24 protein-coding genes and 1 tRNA gene are annotated in these 26,378 nt (G+C 59.4%); 11 read left to right on the top strand and 14 right to left on the bottom strand.

Features of this window, described 5'->3' with window-relative positions:
* Positions 1-81: 81 nt before the first annotated feature.
* Complete coding sequence (locus C4N24_RS04940) at positions 82-822, bottom strand: alpha/beta fold hydrolase (protein WP_112090532.1); 741 nt, start codon at positions 820-822, stop codon at positions 82-84.
* A 146-nt stretch (positions 823-968) separates the two neighbouring features.
* Here C4N24_RS04940 and C4N24_RS04935 point away from each other — a divergent pair, with 146 nt between their 5' ends.
* Positions 969-1,652 (top strand): sigma-70 family RNA polymerase sigma factor, encoded by a 684-nt coding sequence (locus tag C4N24_RS04935; protein ID WP_242983183.1) that lies wholly within the window; start codon positions 969-971, stop codon positions 1,650-1,652.
* Positions 1,653-1,656: 4 nt separating this feature from the next.
* Here C4N24_RS04935 and C4N24_RS04930 read toward each other — a convergent pair whose 3' ends face one another.
* The 7 genes from C4N24_RS04930 to C4N24_RS04895 form a co-directional block, all read right to left on the bottom strand.
* Positions 1,657-2,271: a toprim domain-containing protein gene (locus tag C4N24_RS04930; protein WP_112090530.1), complete on the bottom strand. Its 615-nt coding sequence runs from the start codon at positions 2,269-2,271 to the stop codon at positions 1,657-1,659.
* On the bottom strand, positions 2,268-3,296 hold the full coding sequence (holA, locus tag C4N24_RS04925) for a DNA polymerase III subunit delta (protein ID WP_112090529.1): 1,029 nt from the start codon (positions 3,294-3,296) through the stop codon (positions 2,268-2,270). Before holA ends, C4N24_RS04930 begins: the two co-directional genes overlap by 4 nt.
* A gap of 68 nt (positions 3,297-3,364) precedes the next feature.
* Positions 3,365-5,404 carry a ComEC/Rec2 family competence protein gene (locus C4N24_RS04920; protein WP_242983182.1) on the bottom strand — a complete coding sequence of 680 codons (2,040 nt, stop codon included), beginning with the start codon at positions 5,402-5,404 and terminating at the stop codon, positions 3,365-3,367.
* A 90-nt stretch (positions 5,405-5,494) separates the two neighbouring features.
* Positions 5,495-6,034: a phosphoribosyltransferase family protein gene (locus tag C4N24_RS04915; protein WP_005921321.1), complete on the bottom strand. Its 540-nt coding sequence runs from the start codon at positions 6,032-6,034 to the stop codon at positions 5,495-5,497.
* Positions 6,035-6,061: 27 nt separating this feature from the next.
* The gene (locus C4N24_RS04910; protein ID WP_112090527.1) at positions 6,062-6,394 is read right to left on the bottom strand and encodes a histidine triad nucleotide-binding protein; all 333 of its coding nucleotides are present in this window, start codon (positions 6,392-6,394) and stop codon (positions 6,062-6,064) included.
* Between the two features lie 80 nt (positions 6,395-6,474).
* Positions 6,475-9,135 (bottom strand): alanine--tRNA ligase, encoded by a 2,661-nt coding sequence (gene alaS, locus C4N24_RS04905; RefSeq protein WP_112090526.1) that lies wholly within the window; start codon positions 9,133-9,135, stop codon positions 6,475-6,477.
* A 426-nt stretch (positions 9,136-9,561) separates the two neighbouring features.
* Positions 9,562-10,281 (bottom strand): hypothetical protein, encoded by a 720-nt coding sequence (locus tag C4N24_RS04895; RefSeq protein WP_242983181.1) that lies wholly within the window; start codon positions 10,279-10,281, stop codon positions 9,562-9,564.
* A gap of 110 nt (positions 10,282-10,391) precedes the next feature.
* Here C4N24_RS04895 and C4N24_RS04890 point away from each other — a divergent pair, with 110 nt between their 5' ends.
* Positions 10,392-11,342, top strand: coding sequence for an RluA family pseudouridine synthase (locus C4N24_RS04890; protein WP_097782507.1), 951 nt, complete (start codon positions 10,392-10,394; stop codon positions 11,340-11,342).
* A gap of 55 nt (positions 11,343-11,397) precedes the next feature.
* Here C4N24_RS04890 and C4N24_RS04885 read toward each other — a convergent pair whose 3' ends face one another.
* Complete coding sequence (locus C4N24_RS04885) at positions 11,398-12,417, bottom strand: alpha-hydroxy-acid oxidizing protein (protein WP_112090524.1); 1,020 nt, start codon at positions 12,415-12,417, stop codon at positions 11,398-11,400.
* A 262-nt stretch (positions 12,418-12,679) separates the two neighbouring features.
* Between C4N24_RS04885 and C4N24_RS04880 the strand changes: the two genes are divergently transcribed.
* Together C4N24_RS04880 and C4N24_RS04875 are read left to right on the top strand one after the other, a co-directional pair.
* Positions 12,680-12,771: transfer RNA gene (locus C4N24_RS04880), tRNA-Ser, on the top strand.
* A 121-nt stretch (positions 12,772-12,892) separates the two neighbouring features.
* Positions 12,893-13,783 (top strand): hypothetical protein, encoded by an 891-nt coding sequence (locus C4N24_RS04875; RefSeq protein WP_112090523.1) that lies wholly within the window; start codon positions 12,893-12,895, stop codon positions 13,781-13,783.
* A gap of 71 nt (positions 13,784-13,854) precedes the next feature.
* Here C4N24_RS04875 and C4N24_RS04870 read toward each other — a convergent pair whose 3' ends face one another.
* Positions 13,855-14,694, bottom strand: a complete 840-nt coding sequence (locus C4N24_RS04870) for an RICIN domain-containing protein (protein WP_112090522.1) — start codon at positions 14,692-14,694, stop codon at positions 13,855-13,857.
* Between the two features lie 280 nt (positions 14,695-14,974).
* On the opposite strand from C4N24_RS04870, the gene C4N24_RS04865 reads away from it, so the two are divergent.
* From C4N24_RS04865 to C4N24_RS04840, 6 genes are all read left to right on the top strand, one after another.
* Positions 14,975-16,363: an MATE family efflux transporter gene (locus C4N24_RS04865; protein ID WP_112090521.1), complete on the top strand. Its 1,389-nt coding sequence runs from the start codon at positions 14,975-14,977 to the stop codon at positions 16,361-16,363.
* 122 nt (positions 16,364-16,485) lie between these two features.
* On the top strand, positions 16,486-18,114 hold the full coding sequence (locus C4N24_RS04860; RefSeq protein WP_112090520.1) for a DUF5046 domain-containing protein: 1,629 nt from the start codon (positions 16,486-16,488) through the stop codon (positions 18,112-18,114).
* Positions 18,115-18,131: 17 nt separating this feature from the next.
* On the top strand, positions 18,132-19,136 hold the full coding sequence (locus C4N24_RS04855) for a substrate-binding domain-containing protein (protein ID WP_112090519.1): 1,005 nt from the start codon (positions 18,132-18,134) through the stop codon (positions 19,134-19,136).
* An 87-nt stretch (positions 19,137-19,223) separates the two neighbouring features.
* Entirely contained in the window at positions 19,224-19,754 is a 531-nt protein-coding gene (locus C4N24_RS04850) for a transporter (RefSeq protein WP_112090518.1), read from the top strand.
* Positions 19,755-19,799: 45 nt separating this feature from the next.
* On the top strand, positions 19,800-21,935 hold the full coding sequence (locus tag C4N24_RS04845; protein WP_242983180.1) for a peptidoglycan-binding domain-containing protein: 2,136 nt from the start codon (positions 19,800-19,802) through the stop codon (positions 21,933-21,935).
* 3 nt (positions 21,936-21,938) lie between these two features.
* Positions 21,939-22,631 carry a peptidoglycan-binding domain-containing protein gene (locus C4N24_RS04840; RefSeq protein ID WP_097785850.1) on the top strand — a complete coding sequence of 231 codons (693 nt, stop codon included), beginning with the start codon at positions 21,939-21,941 and terminating at the stop codon, positions 22,629-22,631.
* A 59-nt stretch (positions 22,632-22,690) separates the two neighbouring features.
* Here the strand turns inward: C4N24_RS04840 and bilS are convergent, their stop codons facing one another.
* From bilS to C4N24_RS04820, 4 genes are all read right to left on the bottom strand, one after another.
* The gene (bilS, locus tag C4N24_RS04835; protein WP_112090517.1) at positions 22,691-23,182 is read right to left on the bottom strand and encodes a flavodoxin family protein BilS; all 492 of its coding nucleotides are present in this window, start codon (positions 23,180-23,182) and stop codon (positions 22,691-22,693) included.
* Positions 23,183-23,263: 81 nt separating this feature from the next.
* Positions 23,264-24,226, bottom strand: a complete 963-nt coding sequence (locus C4N24_RS04830) for a D-2-hydroxyacid dehydrogenase (protein ID WP_112090516.1) — start codon at positions 24,224-24,226, stop codon at positions 23,264-23,266.
* 28 nt (positions 24,227-24,254) lie between these two features.
* Complete coding sequence (locus tag C4N24_RS04825) at positions 24,255-24,884, bottom strand: hypothetical protein (RefSeq protein ID WP_112090515.1); 630 nt, start codon at positions 24,882-24,884, stop codon at positions 24,255-24,257.
* A gap of 90 nt (positions 24,885-24,974) precedes the next feature.
* Positions 24,975-25,697 carry an NAD-dependent protein deacylase gene (locus C4N24_RS04820; protein ID WP_005922053.1) on the bottom strand — a complete coding sequence of 241 codons (723 nt, stop codon included), beginning with the start codon at positions 25,695-25,697 and terminating at the stop codon, positions 24,975-24,977.
* A gap of 87 nt (positions 25,698-25,784) precedes the next feature.
* On the opposite strand from C4N24_RS04820, the gene C4N24_RS04815 reads away from it, so the two are divergent.
* Positions 25,785-26,255 carry a methylated-DNA--[protein]-cysteine S-methyltransferase gene (locus C4N24_RS04815; protein ID WP_112090514.1) on the top strand — a complete coding sequence of 157 codons (471 nt, stop codon included), beginning with the start codon at positions 25,785-25,787 and terminating at the stop codon, positions 26,253-26,255.
* Positions 26,256-26,378: the final 123 nt, after the last annotated feature.

Here is a 26,378-nt window from a genome sequence, read left to right as displayed (position 1 = left end):
TTCAGCGTATAAAAAGCGGACAACCGTTTTGGGGTTGTCCGCAGAAGGATGTATTGTTTTCGTCACTCGATAAATGGGAATTTAACGAACTAATCTCTTTACTCTTTCAACATAATCATCTGCATGATTTATGCTAATATCTCCGTGATAATATCCTTGTAATACTTCAAGTTCACTATTTGGTATTAAATGAACAATTTTAGTTGCTGATTTTTTCATAATAGGTCTTTCTTTACTTCCAACTAATACGAGGGTCTTTGCTTTAGTATGCGATAAAGTGTTTTTTACTTCATAATTAGAATTCGACTTCATAAAAGCAATTAAATTATCTTTTGTAATTTTACAAGTATCTTCATAATATAGAGCAAACAAGCTTTTTTTAAGTTTTAAACTTTTAAATTGTAGTTTTGAAAACCACTTTTTACTTATCAAACAATATGATAAATTAAATATTGGCTCTATCATTTTATAGGTAAAGTCCATTGGCATTACCAAAGCACTTTCAATAATAGCGCATTCACATATATTAGGATTTTTAGATAATATTTCCAATAAAATTTGTCCGCCTAATGATAACCCTCCAATTAGTTTTACTTTTCCATTATAATTTTTATTTATAAAATTTATTATTTCTAGAGCATTGCTTTCAATAGAAGTAAAATTTGTATCACTTCCTGAATGTCCATCTAATATAGGAATAACTATGTGAAATTCATTTTCAAGCAAGGATATTTCATCTATATAATTCCACCAAGAAAGACCTCCACCGTGTAATAAAATTACAATATCATTATTCTTTGAGCCATATTCTTTATATTCCATCTTACACCTCTAAATTCCGAGTTATCCCCCTCAATATACCACGCTTTTTTCCTGCGGAAAAGATACCGCGCACAAAAGGCTTCTCCGGCAACTATCCGCGCCCCGGCTCATACAATCTAACAACTATGTACCGGGAGGGATATCGTGTGCTGCTGACCTTACTGCAATTTTTCGCCACAAAATTTCTGTTTCTGGCGCTCCATCTGGAAAGCGGCTGCTTTCCGCGTCCGCTCACAGCCCGGGAAGAAGCCGCCGCTTTCAGCGCCCTGCGCGCCGGGGACGCCGCCGCCCGGGAAAAGCTGATCCGGCACAATCTGCGGCTGGTGGCGCACATCGTAAAAAAATATTACGCCCTGCCGGGCGATCAGGAGGATCTTGTTTCCATCGGCACCATCGGGCTGATGAAAGCGGTAGATACCTTTGATGCCACACGCAAGGCGCGTTTTTCCACTTATGCAAGCCGCTGCATTGAAAACGAGATCCGTATGCAGTTCCGGCGGGAGCGCAAGAACGGGCAGACCGTCTCCCTGCAGGAAGCTTTGGAGGCAGACGGAGACTCGGCTCTGACCTTAGCAGACGTGATACAGGACGGCTTTTGCATGGAGGACAGCTGTGAGCGGCAGGAGGATGTCCGGCGGCTGCGGCAGCTGCTGGACACTCTGCCCGCCCGGGAGCGGCAGATCTTACTGCTGCGGTACGGGCTGGCCGGACAGCCACCCCTGACCCAGCTGGAGACCGCCGGGCTGCTGGGCATCAGCCGCAGCTACGTTTCCCGGCTGGAGACCCACGCGCTGGAACTGCTGCGGCAGGCGTGGGGTAAAAACGGCTAGGTTTTTACTCCTGTAAAATTTTCAACTGCAACTCGTCCAGTTGTTCAAAAGTATATAGGCGGTTAAAGGCCTCCACCAGTTCCTTTTTGGAAAGGCGCAGCGGCAGGCCCAGCGCGTTCAAGAGTCTGGCCTTGCGCTCGGCGCTGCCGGGCTTGCCGGAAAGCCCCCACTCGTACAGATCGGTGTAGGTGATCTGCCGCCCTGCCGGGCGCACCGGCGCGGCACCGGCTTCCGCACCCAAGGCGTCCAGCAGAGCCTGCCGCACAAGGGCATCGTCCACGCCCTCTACCCCCAGCAAGCCCTCCTTGCCGGGCTGCGCCTTGCGTTTTTCCTTGCCGTGGATGGCGGGCACATAGGCCTGCACCACGTTCTGCGCACCCACCATGTTGGTGATGTAATTGCGGATGCGGAAGCCTGCCGCGTCCGAATCCGTGAGTAAGATCAGGCCGTTTTTCTGCGCCAGCGCCCGGAACAGCTGCTGGCGCTGTTTGTCTTTATAAATGCCAAAACCATCCGTCAGCAGGATCATGGCATCGGTCAGGTGCGCCAGACGGACGGCGTCGTATTTGCCCTCCACGATCAGCACGCGGTCGGTATGGATCATCTCGTTTTGCATCATCTTCCGCTCCCCGCCAGCGCCAGACGGCACAGTGCTGTTTCCAGCAGTGTCTGCGCCGCCACAGGCTGGCTTTTCAGGCTCTGATCCAGCTCCAGCAGCACCTGCAAGCAGGCTTCCAGCTGGGGCAGGGTGTAGTGGGCGGCAGTCTCTGCCGAGCGCTTCAGCCGGTAGTCGCTGCCCTTATAGCCAAAATCCTTGTGCACCGCACTGTAATTTTTCCGCTTTGCCGCCCCAAGCTTTACCCGGTACAGATCCACATAACTGCCGATCATGGCGGCTGTAATGGCGATAGGCTCCTGCTGCAGCCGCAGCAGGGTCTGCAGCTTTTTGCAGGCTCCGGTGGCGTTTTTGGCGGTGATCATGCGGATCATCTCGAACACGTCTGCATCAAGGCTTACCGTGCCCATCTCTGCCACCATGGAGGCGCTCACGGTCTGGTAGCCGGACAGGGCACAGAGCTTGTCCACCTCGTTTTCCAGCAGAAACGGGTCCTCGCCGCAGCGCTCCAGCAATGCGGTGGCTGCGCCGTCCGGCAGGGCTGTGCCCTGCGCCTTTGCGCGCTCCATCATCAAATTTTTCAGTTCAAAGGGGCGGGGCTTTGCCAGTTCTTCCGTGTAGCCAATGGCCTTGCACTGGGCTTGCAGCTTTTGCGCCTGCTTGCCCAGCTTGAGCTTGCTGCGCTCCAGCGGGAACACACTGCCCAGCACTGCCACAGCGTTTTCCAAGCTGGAAAGGGTGCTGCACAGCTCATCCAAGTCCTTGCTGCCGTAGGCAGCGGGGTCTATTTCCGGCAGCACCACCACGCGCCGGGTACCGAAAAATGAGATGGTGCCCGCCGCCATGATGAGCTGTTCCAGCTCCGGGGCAGCGCCGTCCAGTATAGTGGCGTCCTCGTCGCTGTCTGCCGACAGCACCCGCACCGCCGCCGCTACCGCCTGCCGCACCAGATACCGCTCGCTGGAATAAAAATAGTAGACCGGGCAGCCCTTGTCGGCCAGCTGCCGGAGTTTTGCTTCCGTGGCCATGCAAATGCCCCTTTCCTGTTATAAAATGCTCTTTGTATTGTACCACACTCGGCCCGGATTGCAAAGCGCTACCCTAGCCTTTCGCCGCCGGTGCGGCGCAGGCTGAGGGAGGCGGTGTACTGCGTTTCCGGTGCCATCCAGCTGTAACGGCGCAGCGCCAGCAGTTTTTGGTACCGCACCGTCTCCGGCTTTTTCGGCGTAGCGATCAGCCACTCCGTTTGCAGCGGCTGCGCCAGCTCTGCCCTGCCGCTTAAAGTTACAAACTGCCGGTTGCCGATGCTCAGCCGTACCAGACACCCTTCCCGGGTGCGCAGCAGCTCCACCGCCGCCGGAGTGCAGCGCAGTTTGCGTGCTGTGTTCACCGGCAGACGCTCTGCCCGGATGCCCTGCTGTGCGGGCAGGGTGCAGGCGGTTTTTGCATTCATGCGCAGGTCTGCCACCAGTTCCACGGTGCGCACGCCCCGCCGCGCCAGCTGGTTTTCCACCGCACGCTGGGCGGCGCTGCCGCCCCGGAACAGCACCACTGCCCGGTCGTTCTGGGCAACCACTACCGCAGGTGCCTGTGCACTGCCCACAAGGTCGATGTGCACCACGTCCCGGCTGAGGGCGTTGCCCAGCCCGATGCCCACCGCTGCTGCCAGCAGGATGCCCGGCAGAGCCACCCGCAGACGCACCCGCCAGCGGAAAGCCAGCACCCCAAGCCCGCACAGCAGCAGACAGACCAGCGCCGCGTAGGCGGTATCAAAGTAGATGGACGCCCCGGGCTTTGTGCAGAGCCAGACCGCCCAGCCGTTCAATAGGCCGGTGAGCAGGTCTGCCGCCCGGGAGAGCGCCCCGTGCACCGGTGCCAGCCACGGCACCAGCCCCGCAAAAGCCACTGCCAGCCCCAGCAAAAGCAGCGGCTGCACCATCCACAGCACCGCAATGCTGGAGACCATCGCCCACGCACTGACGCTCAGGCCCCGCAGCACCAGCACCGGGAAGGTAGCCGCCGAGGCGCAGGCAGCAATACAGGCGCTCTCTGCAAGACCCTGCAAACGCTCCGGCAGCCTGTTGAACCACGGGCGCCTGACCGGCTTTTGCAGATTCTCCCCGGCTTTGATCCAAAAGCGTCTGTCGTGGGCATCCCGCATCCGGCGGATGCAGGCAGAACCCGCCACCGTGCCCGCCACTGCTGCAAAGGAAAGCTCAAAACCGATATCCCACACCGCATAGCTGTTGACGGCGGTCATCAGGATGCCTGCCGCCGCCAGCGAGGTGAGAGTATCCGCCGGGCCCCATACCCACACACCCAAGGCGCTGACCCACACCGCCACGGCGGCGCGGCGCACCGAGGGTGTAAAGCCAGTCACACCCATCAGCACCAGCGCCAGCAGACTTTTCCAGACCGTGCGCCGTCTGCGGCGGCGGTAGCTCTGCTCCCAGCGATAGGGCAGCAGCACGCTCAGGATATCCCCGCACAGGATGGAAACGTGCATTCCGCTGACCACCAGCACATGGGAAAGCCCCGCGCCCCGGTAGGCGCTGCGCAGCTGCGCCGAAAGCCCGCTGCGGTCGCCCACCGTCATGGCAGCCAGCACGCCGCCGGTGTCCCGGTGCATCTCCCGGCGCAGGCTCTCGCTCAGTTTTTGCTGCAAGCGGTGGGTGCGGGCACGGAAACTGCCGCTCTCGCCCAGCACGGTAAGCTGCGGCTTTTCTGCCAACGGCTCTGCCTGCAGCGCGATGCCGTCCGCGTACTGCGCCATCCGTTCTTCCATGTCCGGTTGTTGCAGCGTGAACCAGCCCTGCACCCGCTGCCCTGCCGCGCAGGCGGGTAGCTCTGCACAGGCTATGCGGAAGCCCGCACGTCTGCCGTTCACACTTTCCACCCACAGGGTCGCGTCCACGGTGTCCGAAAAATAGGTGCTGTCCGCGCGCTCCACCTCGGCAGTCAGCAGCACGGTGCGCCCGGCGTAATTTGCCCGGGCACGCTCCAGCCGGGCGTTTGTAGTGTACACCGCGCAAAGCCCTGCCAGTGCACCCAACAGCAGGCAGACCGCCAGCTTGCGGCTGCGGCGTGGGATGCAAAGCAGCAGCAAAAAGGCAACAAAAAATGCCGCAAACGGCATAAAAAACTCCGTTTGCGGCAAAAAAGTCCACAGGAAACTAAGGCCCATCATTCCGGCGCAGAACGCGCAGAGCGGGCGGCGCATCCCGGCTTAGTGGAAGAACAGGGGCAGCGGCTCAAGGAAGATGATATCCTTGCGCTCGGAAGCATCGCCCTCGGCCAGAACAGCGGCCTGACCCACGATGGTGCACTGGGTCTTTTCAGCCAGCGCGTCCAGCGCCTTCAGAGAGCCGCCGGTGGAGATGACATCGTCCACCACCAGCACCCGCTTGCCGTTCATCTTTTCCAGCTCTTTGCGGTCGATGACCAGCTTCTGCTTACCGGCAGTGGTAATGGACTGGTCCTCCACCACAACGGGGTCCGGCATATACAGCTTGACACCCTTACGGGCGCAGATATAGGGCTTGCCGCTCTGGCGGCTCATCTCGTGTGCCAGCGGGATGCCCTTGGCCTCGGCGGTGAGCAGGATATCAAAATCCGGGCACTTCTTCAGCAGCTCCGCAGCGGCGGCCACGGTCAGCTCGGCATCACCCAGCATGATGAAAGCGGCAATGTCCATGTGGTCGTTCACCTTGCAGATGGTCAGCTCACGGGTCAGGCCTGCAACGTGCAGGGTATAAGTTTCAGCCATAATCAAAATCTCCCTTTCGTGTTGGAATCAGACAGGCAGTTTTTCGCCGCCCAGAACATGGAAATGCAGATGCTTCACGGTCTGGCCTGCGTCCTCGCCCACGTTGGAGATGATGCGGTAGCCGTTTTCCAGCCCCTGCTCCTTGGCCAGCTTTGCGATAACGGTAAAGATGTGACCCAGCAGAGCGGCATCCTCTTCAGTCAGCACAGCGGCAGAGGAGATGTGCTTGCGGGGGACCACAAGGAAATGCACCTTTGCCTGCGGGTTGATGTCGTAGAATGCCACCACCTGGTCATCCTCGTACAGCTTTTTAGAGGGGATCTTGCCCTCTGCGATCATGCAAAACAGACAATCTTCCATGGGGGAACACTCCTTCCTGCTTCTACAAAAGCCCGCCGCCCCGGCGCGCATCCGGCACCGGGCGGGGACATGGATCCTTTTTAGCCCAGAGCCTTCTTGACGATGGCGCTCACAGCAGCCAGTGCTTCATCGATCTTGGTCTCGTCCTTCAGACCTGCCATTGCAAAGTCCGGCTTGCCGCCGCCCTTGCCGCCTGCGATAGCGGACAGCTCCTTGACCAGCACACCGGCTTTGAGACCCTTTTCCTGTGCCAGCTTATTCACGGTAACGGCCATGGTGATCTTATCCTCGGCCTTGCCCACCAGAACAGCCACCACGGGGTTCACGGCCTTGTCGCGGATGCTGTCGCACATACCGCGCAGGGTGTCGCCGGTGGTACCGGTAAAGTATGCAGAAGCGATCTTCACGCCGTCTGCTTCCTCGGCATTGTCGAACAGGCTGTCCACCTTGGAAGCGGCGATCTTTGCCTTCATCTCCTCCAGCTCGCGGCTCATGGCCTTGTTCTCGGCCATCACAGCCTCGGCACGGGCGGGCAGAGAAGCCACGTTGTTGGCCTTGAGGGTGTTCGCCACATCATGCAGCATAGCTTCCTGCAGGTTTGCACGGATCAGCAGGTTGCGGCCGGTGACAGCCTCGATACGGCGGATGCCGGCAGCCACAGAGGACTCGCTGACGATCTTGAAGCCGCCAATCTGGGCGGTGTTCTTGACATGGGTGCCGCCGCAGAACTCGGTAGACCAGCCCTCGATGTCCACCACGCGGACCACCTTACCGTACTTTTCGCCAAACAGAGCCATTGCGCCCAGCTTCTTGGCTTCCTCCACCGGCATCTCCTGCACGGTGACGTTCATGGAGTCAAAGATCTTATCGTTGACGATCTTCTGCACCCGTGCCAGTTCCTCGGGGGTCACGGCGCTGAAGTGGGTAAAGTCGAAGTGGGTGATGGAGGCATCCTGATAGGAACCAGCCTGATGCACATGGTCGCCCAGCACCTCACGCAGGGCAGCCTGCAGCAGGTGGGTAGCGGTGTGGTTGCGGGCAATGGCCATGCGGTAGCCCTTGTCCACCTGTGCGGTCAGCACATCGCCCACCTTCACAATGCCGCTTTCCAGCACGCAGGTGTGAACGTAGTAGCCCTTGGGGGTCTTTTTCACATCCAGCACGCGCAGGCTGCACTCGGTGCCGTTCAGCACGCCGTGGTCTGCAGCCTGACCGCCCATCTCAGCGTAGAAGGGGGTCTTATCCAGCACCACCAGCACGCCGTCCTTTGCCTCCTCGTCGGTGGCAATGGCATCGGTCAGGGTCTCTTCATCGCTCAGCGCCACAACGGTGCCCTTGTCGGTCAGGGTGTCGTAGCCGGTAAAGACGGTGGGCTCAGCTTCCAGTGCGCCGAACAGATCCTCGCTCCAGCCGGAGATGTTCTTCTTCAGACGCTCGGCGCGGGCGCGCTCCTTCTGCTTCTTCATCTCTGCATGGAAGCCGTCCTCGTCGATCTCCAGACCCTGCTCGGCGGCGATCTCCTTGGTCAGATCCAGCGGGAAGCCGAAGGTATCGTTCAGCTTGAAGGCGTCCATGCCGCTCAGCAGCTTCTGGTGTGCCTTCTCCAGACGGTCGATCATGTTGTTCAGGATGTTCATGCCGGCATCGATGGTGCGGGCAAAGTTTGCTTCCTCGGTGCCGATGACCTTCTTGATATAGGCGTCATGCTCGCGCAGCTCGGGGTAAGCGGACTCGCTGGACTGGATGACAGTCTCCACCAGATCCACGAGGAAGGGGTGGTCGATACCCAGCATCCGGCCGTGGCGGGCAGCGCGGCGCAGCAGACGGCGCAGCACATAGCCGCGGCCCTCGTTGGAGGGCAGGATGCCGTCAGACACCATAAAGGTGCAGCTGCGGATATGGTCGGTGATGACGCGGATGGAGATATCGGTCTTGGGGTCCTGCTTGTAGGTCTTGCCTGCAATGTGCTCCACATGGTGCAGCACGCTCTGCACGGTATCCACCTCGAACAGGTTGCCCACGTTCTGCATCACGCAGGCCAGACGCTCCAAGCCCATGCCGGTATCAATGTTGGGGCGTGCCAGACGCTCGTAGTGGCCCTTGCCGTCGGCATCGAACTGGCTGAACACGAGGTTCCAGATCTCCATATAGCGGTCACAGTCGCAGCCCACGCCGCAGGTCGGCTTGCCGCAGCCGTACTCGGGGCCGCGGTCAAAGTAGATCTCGGAGCAGGGGCCGCACGGGCCGGAGCCGTGCTCCCAGAAGTTGTCCTCCTTGCCCAGACGCACCATGTGGTCCGGGGCAATGCCAACCTTCTTGGTCCAGATATCGTAGGCCTCGTCGTCCTCCTCGTACACAGAGATGTGCAGACGGTCCTTGGGAATCGCCATCCACTCATCGCTGGTCAGGAACTCCCAAGCCCAAGGAATGACCTCGTCCTTGAAGTAATCCTGGAAGGAGAAGTTACCCAGCATCTCAAAGAAGGTGCCATGGCGGGCAGTGATGCCCACGCGCTCGATATCCGGGGTGCGGATGCACTTCTGGCAGGTGGTCACGCGATGACGGGGCGGCTCTTCCTGTGCCAGAAACCACTTCTTCATGGGAGCCATGCCGCTGTTGATCAGCAGCAGGCTGGGGTCGTTCTTGGGTACCAGGGGGAAGCTGTCCAGACGCAGATGACCCTTGCTTTCAAAGAAGCTCAGGTACTTTTCGCGCAGTTCATTCAAACCGGTCCATTGCATAGATCTTTCTCTCCTCAATCGTTTTTGGCGCTCAGGCGCCGTTTTTATGCTGTTATGGCAGAGGGGCGGCACGGAGAAAAAACAAAAAACAGCCCTCATCCCAAAAGGGACGAAGGCTGCTTGTGCATCAAACTCCGTGGTACCACCCAAATTGCAAAGGATCACTTGTCCCCTGCCGCTTTCGGCGCATTAACGCTGCGCAGCGTCCGGTTTACATTCGCCGGAAGCTCCGGGGTGGCGCGAAATGATCCCGACCGGAGCACCTTACAGCCATGGGCACTCTCTCTGGACGGTGGTGTGTGCATTTCTGACCCCATCATTGCCATCTGTCATAATTTTACATTCCGCAAAGCAGACACAACGCCCCTTTGCGTACAGCTAAATTATAGCATACGCAAAACGTTTGTCAACGGTTTTGAGCAAAATTTACGGTACCCAGATGCGGTCTGCACGGGTTATCTCGCCGTTTTGGATGGTCACGGTCGTGTTTCCTGCATTCCACCCATAAGCATCTTCTTCATTGCTCATTGCATCACAAACCGCCCGATCTCCCTTTACGATCACTGGGTCGGCTTCAAAGTCTGCTGCACCGTCCGATAGTTCGATATCGTCTGCCATAACAAGTTGCTTAACCACTCCAACTTCATAATAAGCGGGAAAATCATCCCATGTCAGAGTCCGGTAGTGGTCATCCTCTTTGCATAAGTCAATACCACCTTCTTCTATTCCACCGTTGATGGTCACATAGTTGTTTTCTCTCTCAACGCTTTCCACTGTTAGGGCTGTAATTTCCTCTGTCCCGTTTAGATGTGTTATAATGGTATCTCCTTCGCTCAATGCTTCAATATCTGCGGCTGTGTACCGGTCATAGTCGTATACAACAGCATTGTTGATGGTATTCTTGCGTTCACCGACCCATACTTTATCGCTTTCAAAGCTGATGTGATAAGTGCCATCCGAAAGTGGGTCACTCAGTAAAACACCTTGCATTGGGTGTACTTCCGTTTTTTGCGCCTCCGAAGATGTCGTGCTTGCCGCGGAAGCCGCTGTGCTTCCAGCCGTGGAACTGGACGCCCCACAGCCCACCATTGTTATTCCAATAGCCAAAAGCACAGTAAGTGTCACTATTTTATGGTTCCATCTCATACGAAAACCTTCTTTCTCTTGCTTGACGGAACGTTTCCGTTCCGCTACAATAAAAACGAATCAACAACCCATTCTATTGCAACTGATTTTAAGATAGAGAGGAATTTCCCGTGAAAATTTTAAAAGTAAAATGTCTTGCCCCCACCCGGCTGGACAATTATCTGACCCAGCAGTACCCCGCCCTGACCCCCGGGCGTCTGAACAAGGCGCTGCGGGAGAACAAGATCAAGCTGAACGGCAAAAAGCAGCCGCTTTCCACCCGCGTGATGGCGGGCGATGAGATCAAGCTGTTCATTCTGGACGACGTGCTAGACGCCGACCGCCGGGTGGAAGGCCCCGCGTGGAAGAACGCCCGCACCCCGGCACAGGTTGTGTACGACTGCCCGCAGATCCTGATCGTGAACAAGCCCGCCGGCGTTGCGGTGGACGGCCCGGAGGACGATACTCTGCTGAACCGCGCGCTGCTGTACCTGAACAAGCAGGGCGAGTACAAAGAGAACGACCTGTACACCCCCGCCTTGTGCCACCGGCTGGACACCGGCACCAGCGGCCTTGTGATCATTGCCAAGACCCCGGAGGCTGAGGAGCTGTTCCTTTCTGCCATCAAGAACCGCGAGGTGCAAAAGACCTACCTCTGCGTCACCTTTGGCCGTCCCATGCCGCCGGACGCCACCTTGGGCGGCTATCTGCTGAAGGACGCTGACCGCGGCATCGTGAAGATCGTGGAGGACAAGCAGCCCGGTGCCAAGGAGGTGGAGACCCGGTACGAGACCATCGCCGTCTCCGGCCGTCTGGCCCTGCTGAAGGTGCAGCTGATCACCGGCCGCACCCACCAGATCCGCGCCCACATGGCAAGCATCGGCTGCCCCATCCTTGGCGACAGCAAGTACGGCAACAACAGCGCCAACCGGGAGCTGAAGCTGAAGTATCAGGCGCTGTGCGCATGGGAACTGACCATGCCCCGCTTCACCCAGCCGGACTTTGCCTTCCTCAGCGGCAAGACCTTCCACGCCCCGAAGCCGTGGTATTACCAGCAGGTGCTGGATGGCACTTTGAAGTAACAAAAAAGGAGATGTCCTGCCGGGCATCTCCTTTTTGTTACTTATAATAGAAACCTCAGACCCGCACCATGTCCGGAGTGATCTCGGCCAGCGTATGGGCACCGCACATCTGCATGGTGTCGGCCAGCTCTCCAGCCAGCTTATCGATGTAGCACTTTACGCCCTCTGCGCCGCCGCCGTAGACAGCAGTCACGAAGGGGCGGCAGATCAAAACGCCGTCTGCTCCCAGCGCCAGCGCCTTGAACACATCCACACCGGTGCGGATACCTCCGTCCACCAGCACCTTCACGCCGGTGCCCTTGAGGGCTGCGGCGATCTCCGGCAGCACCTCGGCGGTGGCAGGGCACTGGTCCAGCACACGGCCGCCGTGGTTGGACACCACGATAGCAGCGGCACCGGCCTGCTTTGCCTTCAGTGCGCCCTTAACGGTCATCACACCCTTGACGATGAAGGGACGCTCTGCCAGCTGCACGATCTCGGCCAGTTCCTCCACGCTCTTGCTGCCGGCGGGCGGGGTCATGTTCTTCAGGAAAGGCAGACCCGCTGCATCCACGTCCATGGCCACGGCAAAACAGCCGCTGGCCTTGGCCTGTGCCATTTTCTCGCGGATAGTGTCGATGTTCCACGGCTTGATGGTGGGCACACCGCAGCCACCCGCAGCGCCGATGGCGCGAGTTGCCATCTCCATCACGGTGGGGTTGGTGCCGTCGCCGGTAAAGGCCGCAATGCCGTTTTCGGCACAGGCGCGCACCAGCACATCGTTATAGGTCATGTCGGTGTAGGTATCGGAGTAGTGCAGGTTCACTGCGCCCACAGGGCCTGCAAAGAAGGGATAGCGGAAGCTTTTGCCGAACAGCTCCAGCGTAGTGTCCGGTGCACCGCCGGGGCACAGGGTATCCATGTTCACCCGGATATCGGCCCACTTATTATAATTGCGGATCGCGGTATCGCCCACGCCCTTGGCACCCGGGCCGGGGATCTGGTTTTTACAGGCCACGCCGTTGCACACCGGGCAGGCCTTGCAGTATTGACCAATGCAGGTACGGGCATTGGCAAGCACTTCAGGATAAGTCATAAAAGCATCCTCCTTATATTTCCCGCCGCTGCGGCACAAAATGACCCGCCGCAGCGCTCTTTGCCCTCAATATAGACCTATTTTAAAGGTGCGTCAAGGGCTTTATGTGCTTTCCGTCCATGCGGCAGAACGTCTTTTCGCGTTTTTTCGTCTTTTTTAAAAAAGTCTGATTTTTTTCAAAAAAATCCTTGACAAAAAGCCTGCTTTCAGGTATTATAGTGGAGCGCCAAGGGCACCCGCCCAAAGGCAGAACAAAAGATGTGGAAAGATGGCTGAGTTGGTCTAAGGCGCACGACTGGAAATCGTGTAACGTGTCAAAAGCGTTCTGGGGTTCGAATCCCCATCTTTCCGCCAGAAACCTGAAACAGAAATGTTTCAGGTTTTTTGTTTTGTCCGCAGTTTGCGGCGCTTGACATTTGCGGGCAGTTCCGTTATGCTGAAACAAATACGTTTTACCGGAAGGAGAGGTTTTTCCATGGCATCTTCCCACAAAAAGCGCACCGGTCTGCGGGCGGCGCTGATCGTTCTGCTGTGTCTGGTTTTGGTGTGCGCGGTGGCTGCGGCAGTGCTGTACAGCTTCGTCAGCCGCAAAATCAAGGCATTCCAGAGCGGTGCCAGCTTTGCGCTGGACTACACCATCACCTCCACCGAGGCCGAGCCCCCTGCTCTTTACGCCCTGCTGGACAAGTTCGGCGGCACCACCGGCAGTCTGACCGGCCAGTACACCCCCCGGGCGGTGCAGCTGGCGCTGTACCCAACGGGCACCAGCACCGTCAACGATGCCCCTCTGACCCGGATGTACATCAGCGAGGAAGAGACCCTGTACGACGCCGGACAGCTGTACAACAAGCTGCGCAGCACGGTTGTAGCCGAGTATCCACTGGCAAGCCTGCTGCTGCCGGGCTGGTCGCTGGGCAGCTATATCTCTCAGGACCAGCTGGCTACCCTGCTGGGGGTAGACCCCGCCGCCACCGCACTGCAGCAGGTGAACGACTTTCAGCTGGATCTCAAACAGCTCAAAACCGTTCAGCCCGCCAACGCCAAGGAAGGCTACCTCTACCTTCAGCTGCCGAACCTCACTGCCGGGGAGGGCGCGCCGCAGCTGATTCTGGGCATTGAAAAGCAGGGTCTGCTCAAGACCCTGTCCCCCAAGGTGCACATCCTGCTGGACGTGCCCGCCCACCACATCCATGCAGAGCTGACCGGCACGGTGACTGCCGCCCAGACCGTGGTGACCGCTCCCACCTCCCGGATGCAGGACTCTGACGTGGAAAGCCTTGTGCAGCTGCGCAAGACCATCGAAAGCATCGTGCAGTTCGTGCAGACCGCCGCCCAGAGCGATGATGCTGCCGCCCCTGCTGCATAAAAAAGCTTCTATAAACGCAAAAAAATCGGACAGACTGCGGTCTGTCCGATTTTTTTGCGTTTTATGATCTCTTACTTCTTTACGGTCTTTTTGCAGGGTGCACGTTTTGCCTTGGGCTTTGCGGCGGCGGGGGCAGTCTTAGCTTCCGCAGCAGATGCAGCCTTAGTTGTAGGAGCAGTAGTCTCAGCCTTGGTCTCCACAACGGGCGCAGCCTTCACCTCTGCGGCGGGGGCAGCAGGCTCAGCCTTTGCCTTAGCAGCCTTCTTCACGGCGGGCTTTTCTGCCTTGACCGGCTCTGCGGCCTTTGCAGCGGACTTCTCCTCCACCTTCTTGGTGGTGCGGGGCTTGCGGGCTGCGGGCTTTTTGGCGGGAGCGGCTTCCTTGACCGGTGCTGCCGTAGTCTCAGCAGCGGGTGCGGGTGCTTCCTCGACCTTAGCAGCACGCTTTACGCGGTCCTTTACCTCAGAGATGACCCACAGCTGGTCACCACCGCCGGGCACTTCCTGCCAGATCTGCAGCACAGCGCCCACCGCGGCACCGATGCCTACGGTGTCCACGCACTTGCCGCCTGCCCAAGAAGAACGCAGACGCACGGTTCCCTCCGGGGTGTGCTCTACCTTCCACATCTGGGACGTGCCGCCCACGTCCTCCCACAGATGCAGCCATGTACCGTTGGCAGTGCCGGTCATGGTCAGATCCAGCAGCTTGCCGGAAGCACGGTTGCGGATGCGGTACACGCCATCGCCCTCGCGGACAAAGCTCCACTCCTGTTCGGGCTTGTGGTCATACTTGCCCAGACGGACAGTGCCGCCGTCCTTGCTGCCTTCCACTGCCTGAATGACGTTGCCGGTGTGAGCGGCAATGGTATAAAAGCGGTCGGCTTCGATCACAGTTTGTGCTACGGATTTCATGTACAAATCCCTCCCAATCATAAAATGCACAGATTTTTCCAATTCCTTCTTATAAAGAATACCACATATCGTGATTTTTCACAAGCAATTCGACAATTCTTTAGCATTTTATATAGAAAGCACCCTGTTTTCACCTGCTTTTTCGCCCCTTCGCAGGGGAGAAAGGGCCGTTTTTCTCCCTCTCGACATTTTGCCGCAACTGCGTTATACTGTTTTTACAAAGCTTATCTGCCGCTCTGGAAGGGGCGGCTTTCTCGTTTTTGAAGGAGGATATTTGCCCATGACCCAGCAGGACCGCACTGCGGTGCAGTATCACAAAATGACCGAGACCCCTATCCCCCGGCTGATCCTCAGTCTGGCCGCGCCCACCATTTTAAGTATGCTGATCACCAGCATCTACAATCTGGCCGATACCTTTTTTGTGGGGCGCATCTCCACCAGCGCTTCCGGTGCGGTGGGCGTCGTTTCCAGCCTGATGGCTATCATACAGGCGCTGGGCTTTATGCTGGGGCACGGCTCCGGCACCATCATCAGCCGCCGCCTGGGCAGTCAGGATACCCACGCCGCCACCCGTTTTGCTTCCACCAGCTTTTTTACGGCGCTGGCCTTTGGCGTAGTGCTGGCGGTGGCCGGCCTTGCCACCCTGCCGGACTTTATGATGCTGCTGGGCAGCACCGAGACCATTCTGCCCCACGCCTGCGCCTACGCCCGCCCCATCCTGCTTGCCGCACCGCTGATGATTTCCAGTCTGGTGATGAACAACATTCTGCGGTATGAGGGCAAGGCGAACCTTGCCATGGTCGGGCTGGTCACTGGCGGGCTGCTGAACATTGCGCTGGACCCGCTGTTCATGTTCGGGCTTGGGCTGGGCACTGCCGGTGCCGGCATTGCCACCGCCCTCAGTCAGACCATCAGCTTTGGCATTCTGCTGTATATGTTCCTGCGGGGTAAAACGGTCAGCCAGTTCCGGCTTTCTGCCGTCACCCGGGAGCCGCGCGAGTTTTTGCAGATCCTTGCAGGCGGCGCGCCCAGCTTTGGCCGTCAGGGTCTGAACAGCATCGGCGGGATGCTGCTGAACATTGCCGCCCGCAGCTACGGCGACGCCGCCGTGGCGGGCATGAGCATCGTGTCCCGTATTTTTATGTTCATCCTCTCGGTGGCCATCGGCGTGGGACAGGGCTTGCAGCCGGTGGCGTCCTTCAACTACGGTGCCCGCAAGTACCGCCGGGTACGGCAGGCCGCCGTCTTTACCCTGAAAGCCGCCTTTGCGCTGCTGGTGGTGCTGATCGCGGTGTGCTGGTGGAACGATGAATCTTTGATCCGTCTGTTCCGGGACGACCCGGAAGTCACCGCCGTGGCGCTGCCTGCCTTCCGCTACCAGTGCTTTGCCGTCCTTTTGCAGCCGGTGATCGTAGTGGCCAACATGACCTTCCAGAGCGTTGGCAAGGCCGGGCGCGCCACCTTTCTGGCCTGTTGCCGACAGGGCGTGTGCTTTATCCCGCTGATCCTTGTACTTCCCCGGGTGCTGGGTCTTGTGGGTGTGGAGCTCTGCCAGCCCATTGCGGATGCGCTCACCTTCTTCATCTCGCTGCCCTTTTTGCTGGCCTTTCTGCGGCAGCTGGAGCAGATGGACAAGGCAGAAGCGTCCCATGCCCCGGCGCAGCTGTAATGCAATTGTAACCATTTTTAGCCGCATTTTTCTGCAAGCTCTGCAATGAAAAATGCGGCTGTTTCGTATTCTGAGTGAACGGAAAAATTTTCCTCCCTGTTTTTTGCAAAGGAGTGGTTTTTATGAAGCGTGTTGTCTTGCGTATCGGCTGCGGGGCGGTCTGCGCAGCCCTTGCCCTTACCTTGGGCTGCGGCTGTGCCCTGCTGCCGCCCGCCACCGGCGTGCCGGGCGCTGCAAGCTCTGCCGTTTCCGTGCCCACGGACGACAGCGGCAAGCCCCTGTACGACCCCGCCGTGCTGAACGATGACCGTCTGCGGGTATTGTACTGCTATGACCGCGCGGGGAGCAGCACCACCATCCTGTGCGGCAGCACCCCGCTGCATCAGGCTGCCCGCAGCGAGAACGTCTCGCTGGTGGAGGACAGTGCCACCGGCATCGCGGACTACTGGCTGCGCAGCTGGTCCGACCCCACCGGCCGGGGCGGACGCCGCACCGCCCTGTACGACAAGACCGGCACTGAGGTGATGTCCTTTGAGGGCGAGCAGAACGCTACCCTGCAAAACGGCCTGCTGGTGCTGCAGGAGAGCCGCCTTGTCGATGGCGGCTACGTCCCGGAGTCCGGCTACGGCACCTGTCAGGTCATCGACCTTGCCACCGGCGCAGCGCTGCCGGTGCCGGAGGGCGCATACAGCTGCACCCTATGCGGCGATAAGCTGGTGTTCAGCTGCTACGCCCGCCCGGAAGGGCTGGACGATTACGACTGGGATATGGATTACCAACAGAACCGCTGGGTAGTTGTGCAGGAAAAGGACGGCACCCCCGTCTACCGCGCCGATGCCGCCTCGGCATACCGCCTTTTCTACGACAGCGATACCCTGAGCGACTGGGTGGAGCTGGACGTTGCCACCGGAGCCGAGACCACCGACCAGATTTTGTATAACACCCAGACCGGCGAGCAGTACACGGGCTTTTTGCAGGTCTACCCGGGCGGTCTTGCCAGCTTTTCCACCGGCGATGGCCGGTACGAACTGCGGGATATGACCACAGAGGACCGCGGACTGATTGCCGTCTTTGACGAGCAGCCCAGCCAATATTTCCCGGGCTATGTGGTAACATGGCACAGCGGCGAGGATCATGGCTACGAGCTCTATGATCTGGAAACCGGCACCAAGACCCCGCTATACGATGTGAACACCACCGATAACACCATAGCCGTCTACGCGCTGGACGGCAGCCTGCGGGTGTACAGCAAGGACAACGGCAAGCTGCTGACCGACACCACCGTAGAGCCGGTGGAGCACCAGCAGCGGGTACGGATGAGCAACTACGGCAGCGGCTACGTCTGGCTGAAATTGCAGGACAACGACCGCTACGAGACCACCGCCACCCGGCTGTACGGCCCGCAGGGGCTTGTCAGCGACCTGACCGCCCTGCAGGGCAAATACAGTTACGTCAACTACCTGACCACCGACCCCGACGGCAGACCCATGTTCTACGGCAGCCGCAGCGCTGTGGGCAGCGCCTACGGCAACGTATGCGATGTGCTGGACGCAGACGGCAAGGTAGTATTACAGGGGCTTGCCAGCTGCGCCGGGTACTATTCTAACAGCCTGAACGCCCTGCCCGACCATGTGTTTGCTGCACAACGGGGCTTCTATGTGGGCTGGATGGACACAAGCGGCAACTGGCTGTACTGCCAGAGTATTTTCTCGTCTGCCACTGCGGACGATGAACCGAGTTACGGCTATTGAGTTAGGAGGGCTTTCTTATGAAAAACGCTAAAATTTCCCGCCGCAGCTTTCTGCTGGGGCTGGCTGCCTGCTCCGCTGCCGGGGTACTGACCGCCTGCAAGGGCACGGATGCGCCCTCCGGCAGCACCGCCTCCTCTGTGGTAGAACAGCCTGCATCCTCTGCTGCTTCCTCTGCTGTGCAGCAGGCAGCGCCGTTTTTGACCGTGGAGGATTTTCCCCCGCTGGACGGCAGCACCGCCTGCATCCCGCTGATGGCGCAGATGCTGGCCGATACCACCGGTATGGACTTGGAAGAAGCCCGCAGCAGCATCACGGTGAGCACCACCGCCTACGCATGGGAAAACTTTGGCTTGTACGACACCACCACCCGGATGCTGGTGGTATACGAAGCGCCGGACTATGTAAAGGAAGAGCTGCAAGAGGCCAACGTGGAGCTGGAGCAGAAGCCCATTGGAGTGGACGCGCTGGTGTTCATCGTCAACGAGGACAACCCCGTGCAGGCGCTTACCCAGCAGCAGCTGCGGGACATCTACGCCGGAAAGATCACCAACTGGAAAGACGTAGGCGGCAAGGATCAGGAAATCGTTGCCTTCCAGCGCGGCGAGGACTCCGGCAGCCAGACCCTGTTCAAAAAACTGCTCATTCAGGGCGGTGAGCTGATGACCCCGCCCTCTGAGCTGGCTCCCGCCGCCATGGGTGAGCTGGTGGACAGCATTGCCGATTACAACAACAGTGCCAACGCCATCGGCTTCTCGGTGTATTATTACATCGACCAGATGTACTCCAAACCCGGGCTGCGGCTGCTGGCGGTGGACGATGTAGCCCCCAGCAACGACACCCTTGCCGACGGCAGCTACCCCCTGTGCAACGATTTCTACGCCGTCATCCACCCGGATGCTGCTGCCGACAGCCCGGAGCGCCGTCTGTACGACTGGCTGGACACCGACGCCGGGCAGGACTGCATCAAAAAGTCCGGCTATGTGGCCGTCGGCCCGCAGACCACCGTCACCATCGTGGATTGAAATTGACAGACCTTCTCTCGTCTGCTACAATAAAGGCAGGATTTTGTCGATCTTTATGCAGCAGAATGCCGAAAGGAAGGTCTTACTATGGAACATCCCTCTCACCCGGTAGAAAGCCACTGGCGCACTTCCCTGCGCAACCGCATTATTCAGGCTTCCAGTCTGCTGGAGGTGCTGTTGTCCGGGCTGGTGCTGATCGGTCTGCTGCTCAGCGTTGTGCCCCTCATCCGCTGGATGCCCGGCCTGCTGTTCGATGGCAACGAAGCAGAGATCCGCACCTTTCTGGAGCGCAGTCTGGATATTGTGATCGGCATCGAGTTCATCAAGATGCTGGCTAAGCACAGCCCCGGCAGCAGCCTTGAGGTGCTGCTTTACGCCATTGCACGCCATCTGGTGGTGGGGCACGATTCCGCCGTGGAGAACCTGCTCAGCGTTGGCGCGATCGCACTGATTTTCATCGTGCGCAAGTTCTTTTTTGTCCCTGCCTTCGGTGCGCACCTGCCGGACGGTCACCCCGCGCCGGATCTTACCCCTGCCCAGAGCGGCATCCCCGCCGACTGGTTCCGTCGGCGGCATTCCGAAGCAAAGCCCGAGGAAGAGCCCGAAACGGAAGCGTAAGCGTTTCATCAGCTCCCCAAAAAAGCGGCTGCTGCACAGCATTTTGTGCAGCAGCCGCTTTTTATACGCCGCAAAATACACGATGCAGCATTTATTTCGTCCGTTGGTTTATGGTGTTCCCCGTGGCCGGAGCAGGCACTGCGGGCAAACATTCACTGCCAGATCTCGCTGGCGCTGAACCGTATCTACACCGAGTGGTACCCCAGCAAGGGCTATACCTTCAACATCACCAACTCCACCAGCTACGACCAGTACTACGTCCATGGGCGCACTGTGTTCGAGGTGATGGTGCGCATCACGGACGATATCTTCAACACCTACCTGCGCAAAAGCGGCACGGTGAACCCTTATTATTCCGAGTATTGCGATGGCAAGTCGGTCACCTGCCCGGGGCTCAAGCAGTGGGGTACGGTGACGCTGGCCAACAACGGGCGCAGCGCTTTGCAGATCTTGCGCTATTACTACGGCAGCAGCATCGAGATCGTGCGCACCAAAAACATCCGCTCCATCCCGCAGAGCTACCCCGGCACACCACTGCGGCAGGGCAGCCGCGGCGCGGCGGTGTTCACCCTGCAAAGGCAGCTGAACCGCATTACCAAGGACTATCCCTTCCTTGGAAAGCTGACGGTAGACGGCGTATTCGGTAGCCGGATGGCCGCCACGGTGCGGGCGTTCCAGAAGCAGTTCAACCTGACCGCCGACGGCGTAGTGGGGCGGCAGACATGGTACAAGATCAGCTATATCTATGTATCGGTAAAAGATCTCGCCGAGCTGACCAGCGAGGGCGAGACTTCCACCGGCACCCTGTCCAACGGCACATGGAACGGTACGGTGCTGAGCACCGGTGCTTCCGGCAGCGCGGTGGAGCAGGTACAGTTCTGGCTGAACACGCTGGCGCAGTACGACAGCGCCATCCCCGCCGTAAAGGTAGACGGCGTATACGGCACTGCCACCGCCAATGCGGTGCGTGCTTTCCAGCGCAAATACGGCCTTACCGTAGACGGCATAGTGGGGCAGACCACTTGGAAGGAGCTGTACGACGAGTTTTTGAGCATCCAGTCCGACAACGGCACCCCCAACGCCTACCCCGGCACGCCGCTGCGGGAGGGGTCTGCCGGGCAGAATGTGCGGCTGGTGCAGTTCTGGCTGAAGATCGCCCGCACGGTATACACAAGCCTTGAAAGCGTGACCGTGGACGGAAAATTCGGCGCGGGCACGGCATCGGCGGTGCGGCGGTTCCAGCGCTACTTCGGGCTGACGGCAGACGGCGTGGTGGGGCAAACCACATGGCAAAAGCTGTACGAGGTGTACAACGATATCGCCAACCGGCTGCTCTCCTCTTCCCTGCGCCCCGGCGAGTACCCGGGCGTGCTGCGCACCGGCTCTGCCGGCACGGCGGTGCGGGAACTGCAATTTTACCTCTACCTCATGAGCGCCTACGAAAGCAGCATCCCGCCGGTAAGCATTGACGGAAAGTTTGGCACGGATACCGAGCGGGCGGTGCGGGCGTACCAGCGGTTTGCGGGGCTTACCGTGGACGGCGTGGTGGGGCGCACCACATGGAACTCTCTCTATGGCCGCGCCAGCCAGCTGCGCTCCTCCGGCCCGGTGGTCACCTTAAAGCGTTTGCCCTACCCCGGCACCCCGCTGACGGTGGGCAGCAGCGGTGATACCGTGCTGTACTACAATCTGCTTTTGCAGCGCATCGCCTATTATTTTTCCAGCGTGGAAGCTCCGCCCCTTACTGACCGTTATACCGATGAGACTGCCGCCGCCACCCGCAGCGCCCAGCAGCTGCTGGGGCTGGAGCAGACCGGCATTGCCGATGCCGACACATGGACGGCGGTGGAAGCGCTGAGCTTGCAGCTGGCTGCTCACGCCCCGAACCCCGATAGAGACACGCCACCCGGCACCGCTTACCCGGGGCGCGCCATCGCCGAGGGCAGCGCCGGGCAGGAGGTGGGGCAGGTGGAGCGCTGGCTCAACCGCCGGGCACAGCTTTCCTGCGGCGAGGACTATGTGGCCGACAACAACCGCTTTGGCGCGGCAGACGCCGCCGCGGTGCGGGCTGTCCAGCAGCAGGCGGGGCTGCAGCCGGTAAACGGCATCGTGTACCGGGAAACATGGCACGCTCTGCAAGCCCAGTGCACCGACCCCTGCGGCTGCGAGAAGGAGGAATGAGGGATGGCACGCCTTTTGATCTATGACGCCTACGAAAACAAGGTGTACACCTACGCAAACCTGAACGAGAACGACCCCATGCCTTACAGCACCCTGACCACCCTGCGGCTGCGGGAGTTCCGGGGCAAATCGTCCAGCCCTACCCTGTGGACCACCATTGCCGCCATGGAAGCGTGGAACCTGACCCGCCGCAAATACGGCAGGGGCATCCCGGTGGGGTACGCTTTCCGCCGCATCTGGGAGGGCGGTCACGGCACCCGCAGCCAGCACTACGCGGGGGTAGCGTTCGATGTGGGGCAAAGCCTTGACCAGCGCCAGCGCACCGCAATTTACAACGCCGCCCGCGCTACCGGCGCGTGGGGCTATGTGGAGCCGCTGAGCCAGACCCCCACATGGGTGCACTTTGACCGCCGCTACGGCACCCCGGCCTGCAGCGGCACCACCGCCGGTTACCCCACCCTGCGCCGGGGCAGCCGGGGCTGCTATGTCATGGTTTTGCAGGACGCACTTTCCACCCTTGGCTACCAGACCGGCAGCCGCATCGACGGTATCTTTGGTGCCCGCACCGAGCAGGCTCTGCGCGGCTACCAGAAGCGCACCAGTCTGCGGGTGGACGGCGTGTGCGGCTGCGACAGCTGGAAAAAGATCTCCACCGCCGTCATCGGCATCGGGCGCACCAAAACCACCATCGACTAGCGTTTGTCCCATACAGAAAAAGCGGCCGCACAAAACCATGTGCGGTCGCTCTTTTTTACTCACTTTACAGCCTGTTTCAGCTGCTTGAGATCTGCGGCATCCGGGTGGGAGAGCGCCTTATCGAAGTTTTCGATCAGGGCGTCCAGATTGGGGATGTGCAAAGGCTTTGCCTTCATGGCCTCGTACCGCTGCCGGACGGACACCGGCATTTTGCCCTGACACATAAAGCTGCCGATGACGGTATTGCTGCCGTCCAGCGCCTTCCGGGTGGCGGCAAGGATCTTTTCAAAGTAGGGCGCACTGCCGCCAAAGCCTGCCGTGCCAAACAGGAATACCCGCTTGCCGCGCAGCTGTTTCAAAAAATCCAGCGTGTCGGCGTCGGCCTTGCCCTTGTCCGTCCAAAAGCCCACATATAGGGTATCTGCTGCCAGCGCGGCAGTGTCCGGTGCGCCGAAATAGCAGCAGTCTGCCTGCGGCAGCTGCTCCTGCAGGGTCTGTGCCAGCAGTGCGGTGTTGCCGGTTTTGCTGCTGAATACGATAGCGTAACTCATTTTTACCTCCCTCAGAGCAGCGGCAAAGCTGCCGGCTGCTCTTGTGCATACGTTATTTTACGGCAGTTTCTTCTGCCAAAATCAAGAGTTGACGATATTCTCGCCCTTACCGGCCAGAAAGCTGCGCAGGTTGCCGGTGGTAATATCCATCAGCCGCTGCAAGGCTTCCTTGGTGGTCCATGCAATGTGCGGGGTGAGCACCGCGCCCGGCAGGCCGCGCAGGCGGCTTTGGGGCGGCAGCGGCTCGGTGGCAAAGGCGTCTGCGCCGTAAAAGGCAAGCTTGCCGCTTTCCAGTGCATCGGCTACGGCTTCCTCGTCCACCAGTGCGCCCCGGGCAGTGTTCAGCAGAATGGCACCGGGCTTCATTTGGGCAAGGGCTTCCCGGCTGACCAACCCGCGGGTTTCCGGGGTGGCCGGGCAGTGCAGGCTGAGCACATCGCTGCGGGTAAGCAGGGTGTCAAAGTCCACGAACTCCACCCCGTCGGCGGCGTACTCCGGGCGCACCGTGCGGGTGCACACCAGCACCTCCATGCCAAAGGCCTTTGCAATGCGTGCGGTCTGACGGCCGATGCTGCCGTAGCCGTAGATGCCAAAGGTCTTGCCCAGCAGCTCCACCTGCGGCAGCAGACCGTACTCTGCCGGGATGCCCAGCTGCCAGTACCCGGCCTTTACCGCCCGGTCGTACCGCTGGGCGCACTGGCAGATGGCCAGCAGCAGGCTGAAGGTCATCTGCGCCACGCTGTAAGTAGAATAGCCCGGCACGTTGGCCACTGCCACCCCATGGCGGCGGCAGGCTTCAAGGTCGATATTATCTGTGCCGGTGGCGATGATGCCCACCCATTTAAGGTTCGGGCACTGTGCCAATACTGCTTCGTCAATGCGGCATTTGTTGATGAGCACCAGCTCTGCATCCCCGATGCGGGGCGCAATGTCGGCGTAGTCGGTGTGCACATAGCTGGTGGTGTCCGGCACCAGTGCCTTTACCCCGGACCAGTCCAAGTCTCCTTCTTCCATCACATAGCTTTCAAGGATCACTGCCTTCATAGCTTTCTCATTCCCTCTCTGGTTTACGTTATTCCGTTTCTTTCAGCGGATAAAGCGCCAGCGCAAGGCTGCCGCCGTAGGGGCGGCTGTCCAGCGCGGCATAGCCTTTTGCCAGCAGCAATGCCAGCTGTACCCTATCTTCCAGCGGCACCCACACCGGCGCAGTGCGGGCGGGCACGCAGCCGGTGCGCAGCAAAAAACAGGGCGCAAGGCTTTCCAGCGGGCGCAGCGCCCGCAGCCCGAAGCCCTGCCGGAAATACAGCGGCAACAGCGCTGCCGCCGTTTCGGTGCACTCCACCACTGCCCATGCCGTGCCCTTGCGGCGCAGCCGGTCTGCCCGGGCGGCGGCAATTTCCACCAGCCGGGCGGGCAGCTCTGTACCGGTACTCACCGGCGGTGTAAGCAGACAACCGCCTTCCAGCTGCCTACGTCCCAGCCAGCTGCGCAGTGCCGCTGCGGCGGCAGTATCGGCGGCGAGGGGCAGCACCAGCAGCGCCGCCCCGGCTGTGCCCCACGCCTCGCCTACGGTCAGCATCCGCAGCACCTCGGAGCAGGGACGGTAAAACCCCGCCCCGCCGCAGCGCACCAATGTAAAAAATTCCTCGGCGGAAAGCCGCCGTACCTGCCGCTGACGCGGCAGGTCGCATACCTGGATCATTTGCAGTTCCTCCGTTCTGTTGTTCTGTCAAACAGCATACGGAAAACTGCGTGCGAACCGGCGCGAAACAGCGCGCCTGAAGCGCAAAAATCAGTCCAGCGAGATGTCCTCGCTCAGCACCTGCCCGATGGGCTTTGCAATGCACAAGTCGGCGGATGCATCAGCCCCGGTGGGCTGCATATTGATGACCACCAGGTTATCGCCCCGGAAGTACCGGATGAGCCCGGCGGCGGGATACACCACCAGACTGGTACCGCCGATGATAAGGGTATCGGCATGGCGGATGGCATCCACCGCGCCGGACAGCACCTCCTCGTCCAAGCCCTCCTCGTAGAGCACCACGTCCGGCTTTACGATACCGCCGCACTCGGTGCAGCGGGGCACGCCGGTGCTGTTTGCGATAAAATCCACATCGTAGAACTTGCCGCAGCGGGTGCAGTAGTTGCGCAGGGTGCTGCCGTGCAGTTCGTACACGGTTTTGCTGCCCGCCGCCTGATGCAGACCGTCAATGTTCTGGGTGACCACCGCCCGCAGCTTGCCCTGCTGCTCCAGCTTTGCCAGCCGCAGATGGGCGGCATTGGGCTTTGCACCCTTTACAATCAGCTTATCGCGGTAAAAACGGTAGAACTCCTCCGGGTTTTCCTCCCAGAAGGTATGGCTGAGGATGGTTTCGGGCGGGTAGTCGTATTTCTGGTGGTACAGCCCGTCCACGCTGCGGAAATCCGGGATGCCACTTTCTGTAGAAACACCCGCGCCGCCGAAAAAGACAATGCTGCTGCTTTTTGCAATGATGTCTTCCAGTGCCTTGACCATAGTTGAAACGCCCCTTTCCTCACGGAAGCTTTTGTGTTAAGATAGTACCAGTATAGCACATTCTTGCAGGAAAGGAAGAGGCCGGTTTTGAACGTCTGGTACATCAACAGCATCCTTGGAGCCATCTGCTTGGAGGAGGAGAACGACGCGCTGTGCGGGGTACATTTCTGCCCGGACGGTGCGCCGGAGCTGGAACCGCTGCCCCGCAGGGTGGTGGAAACGCCCCTGTTACAGGAGGCCGAGGAGCAGCTGAACGAATATTTTGCCGGGGTGCGCCGGGAGTTCGACCTGCCGCTGGCGGCAAAAGGCACGGCCTTTCAGCAGGCGGTATGGGCGCAGCTGCGCAAAATTCCCTACGGGGAGGTACGCACCTACGGACAGCTGGCGGCGGCGCTGGGCAACCCCAAGGCAAGCCGCGCCGTAGGCAGCGCCTGCCACCGCAACCCGCTGTGCATCGTGGTGCCCTGCCACCGGGTCATTGGCGCAGATGGCAGCCTGACCGGCTACGCCGAGGGGCTGGATATCAAGGAATATCTGCTGGAACTGGAAAGGTTTTGAAAAATTTATTTCGGGATGACGGAACGCCTGCGGGCGTTCCGTTATCCCATTTTCACAGAAAGAGACGCATATTTTCCCGGCCTGCAAGTTATAAAGTCAGTCAAAAAAGGCTGCTGCGCAACA

The organism is Faecalibacterium prausnitzii (assembly GCF_003287405.1).
GTDB classification, from domain to species: Bacteria; Bacillota; Clostridia; order Oscillospirales; family Ruminococcaceae; genus Faecalibacterium; species Faecalibacterium intestinale.
The sequence above is the reverse complement of the archived record's forward strand: the minus strand, read 5'-3'. Positions and strand labels throughout refer to the sequence as shown.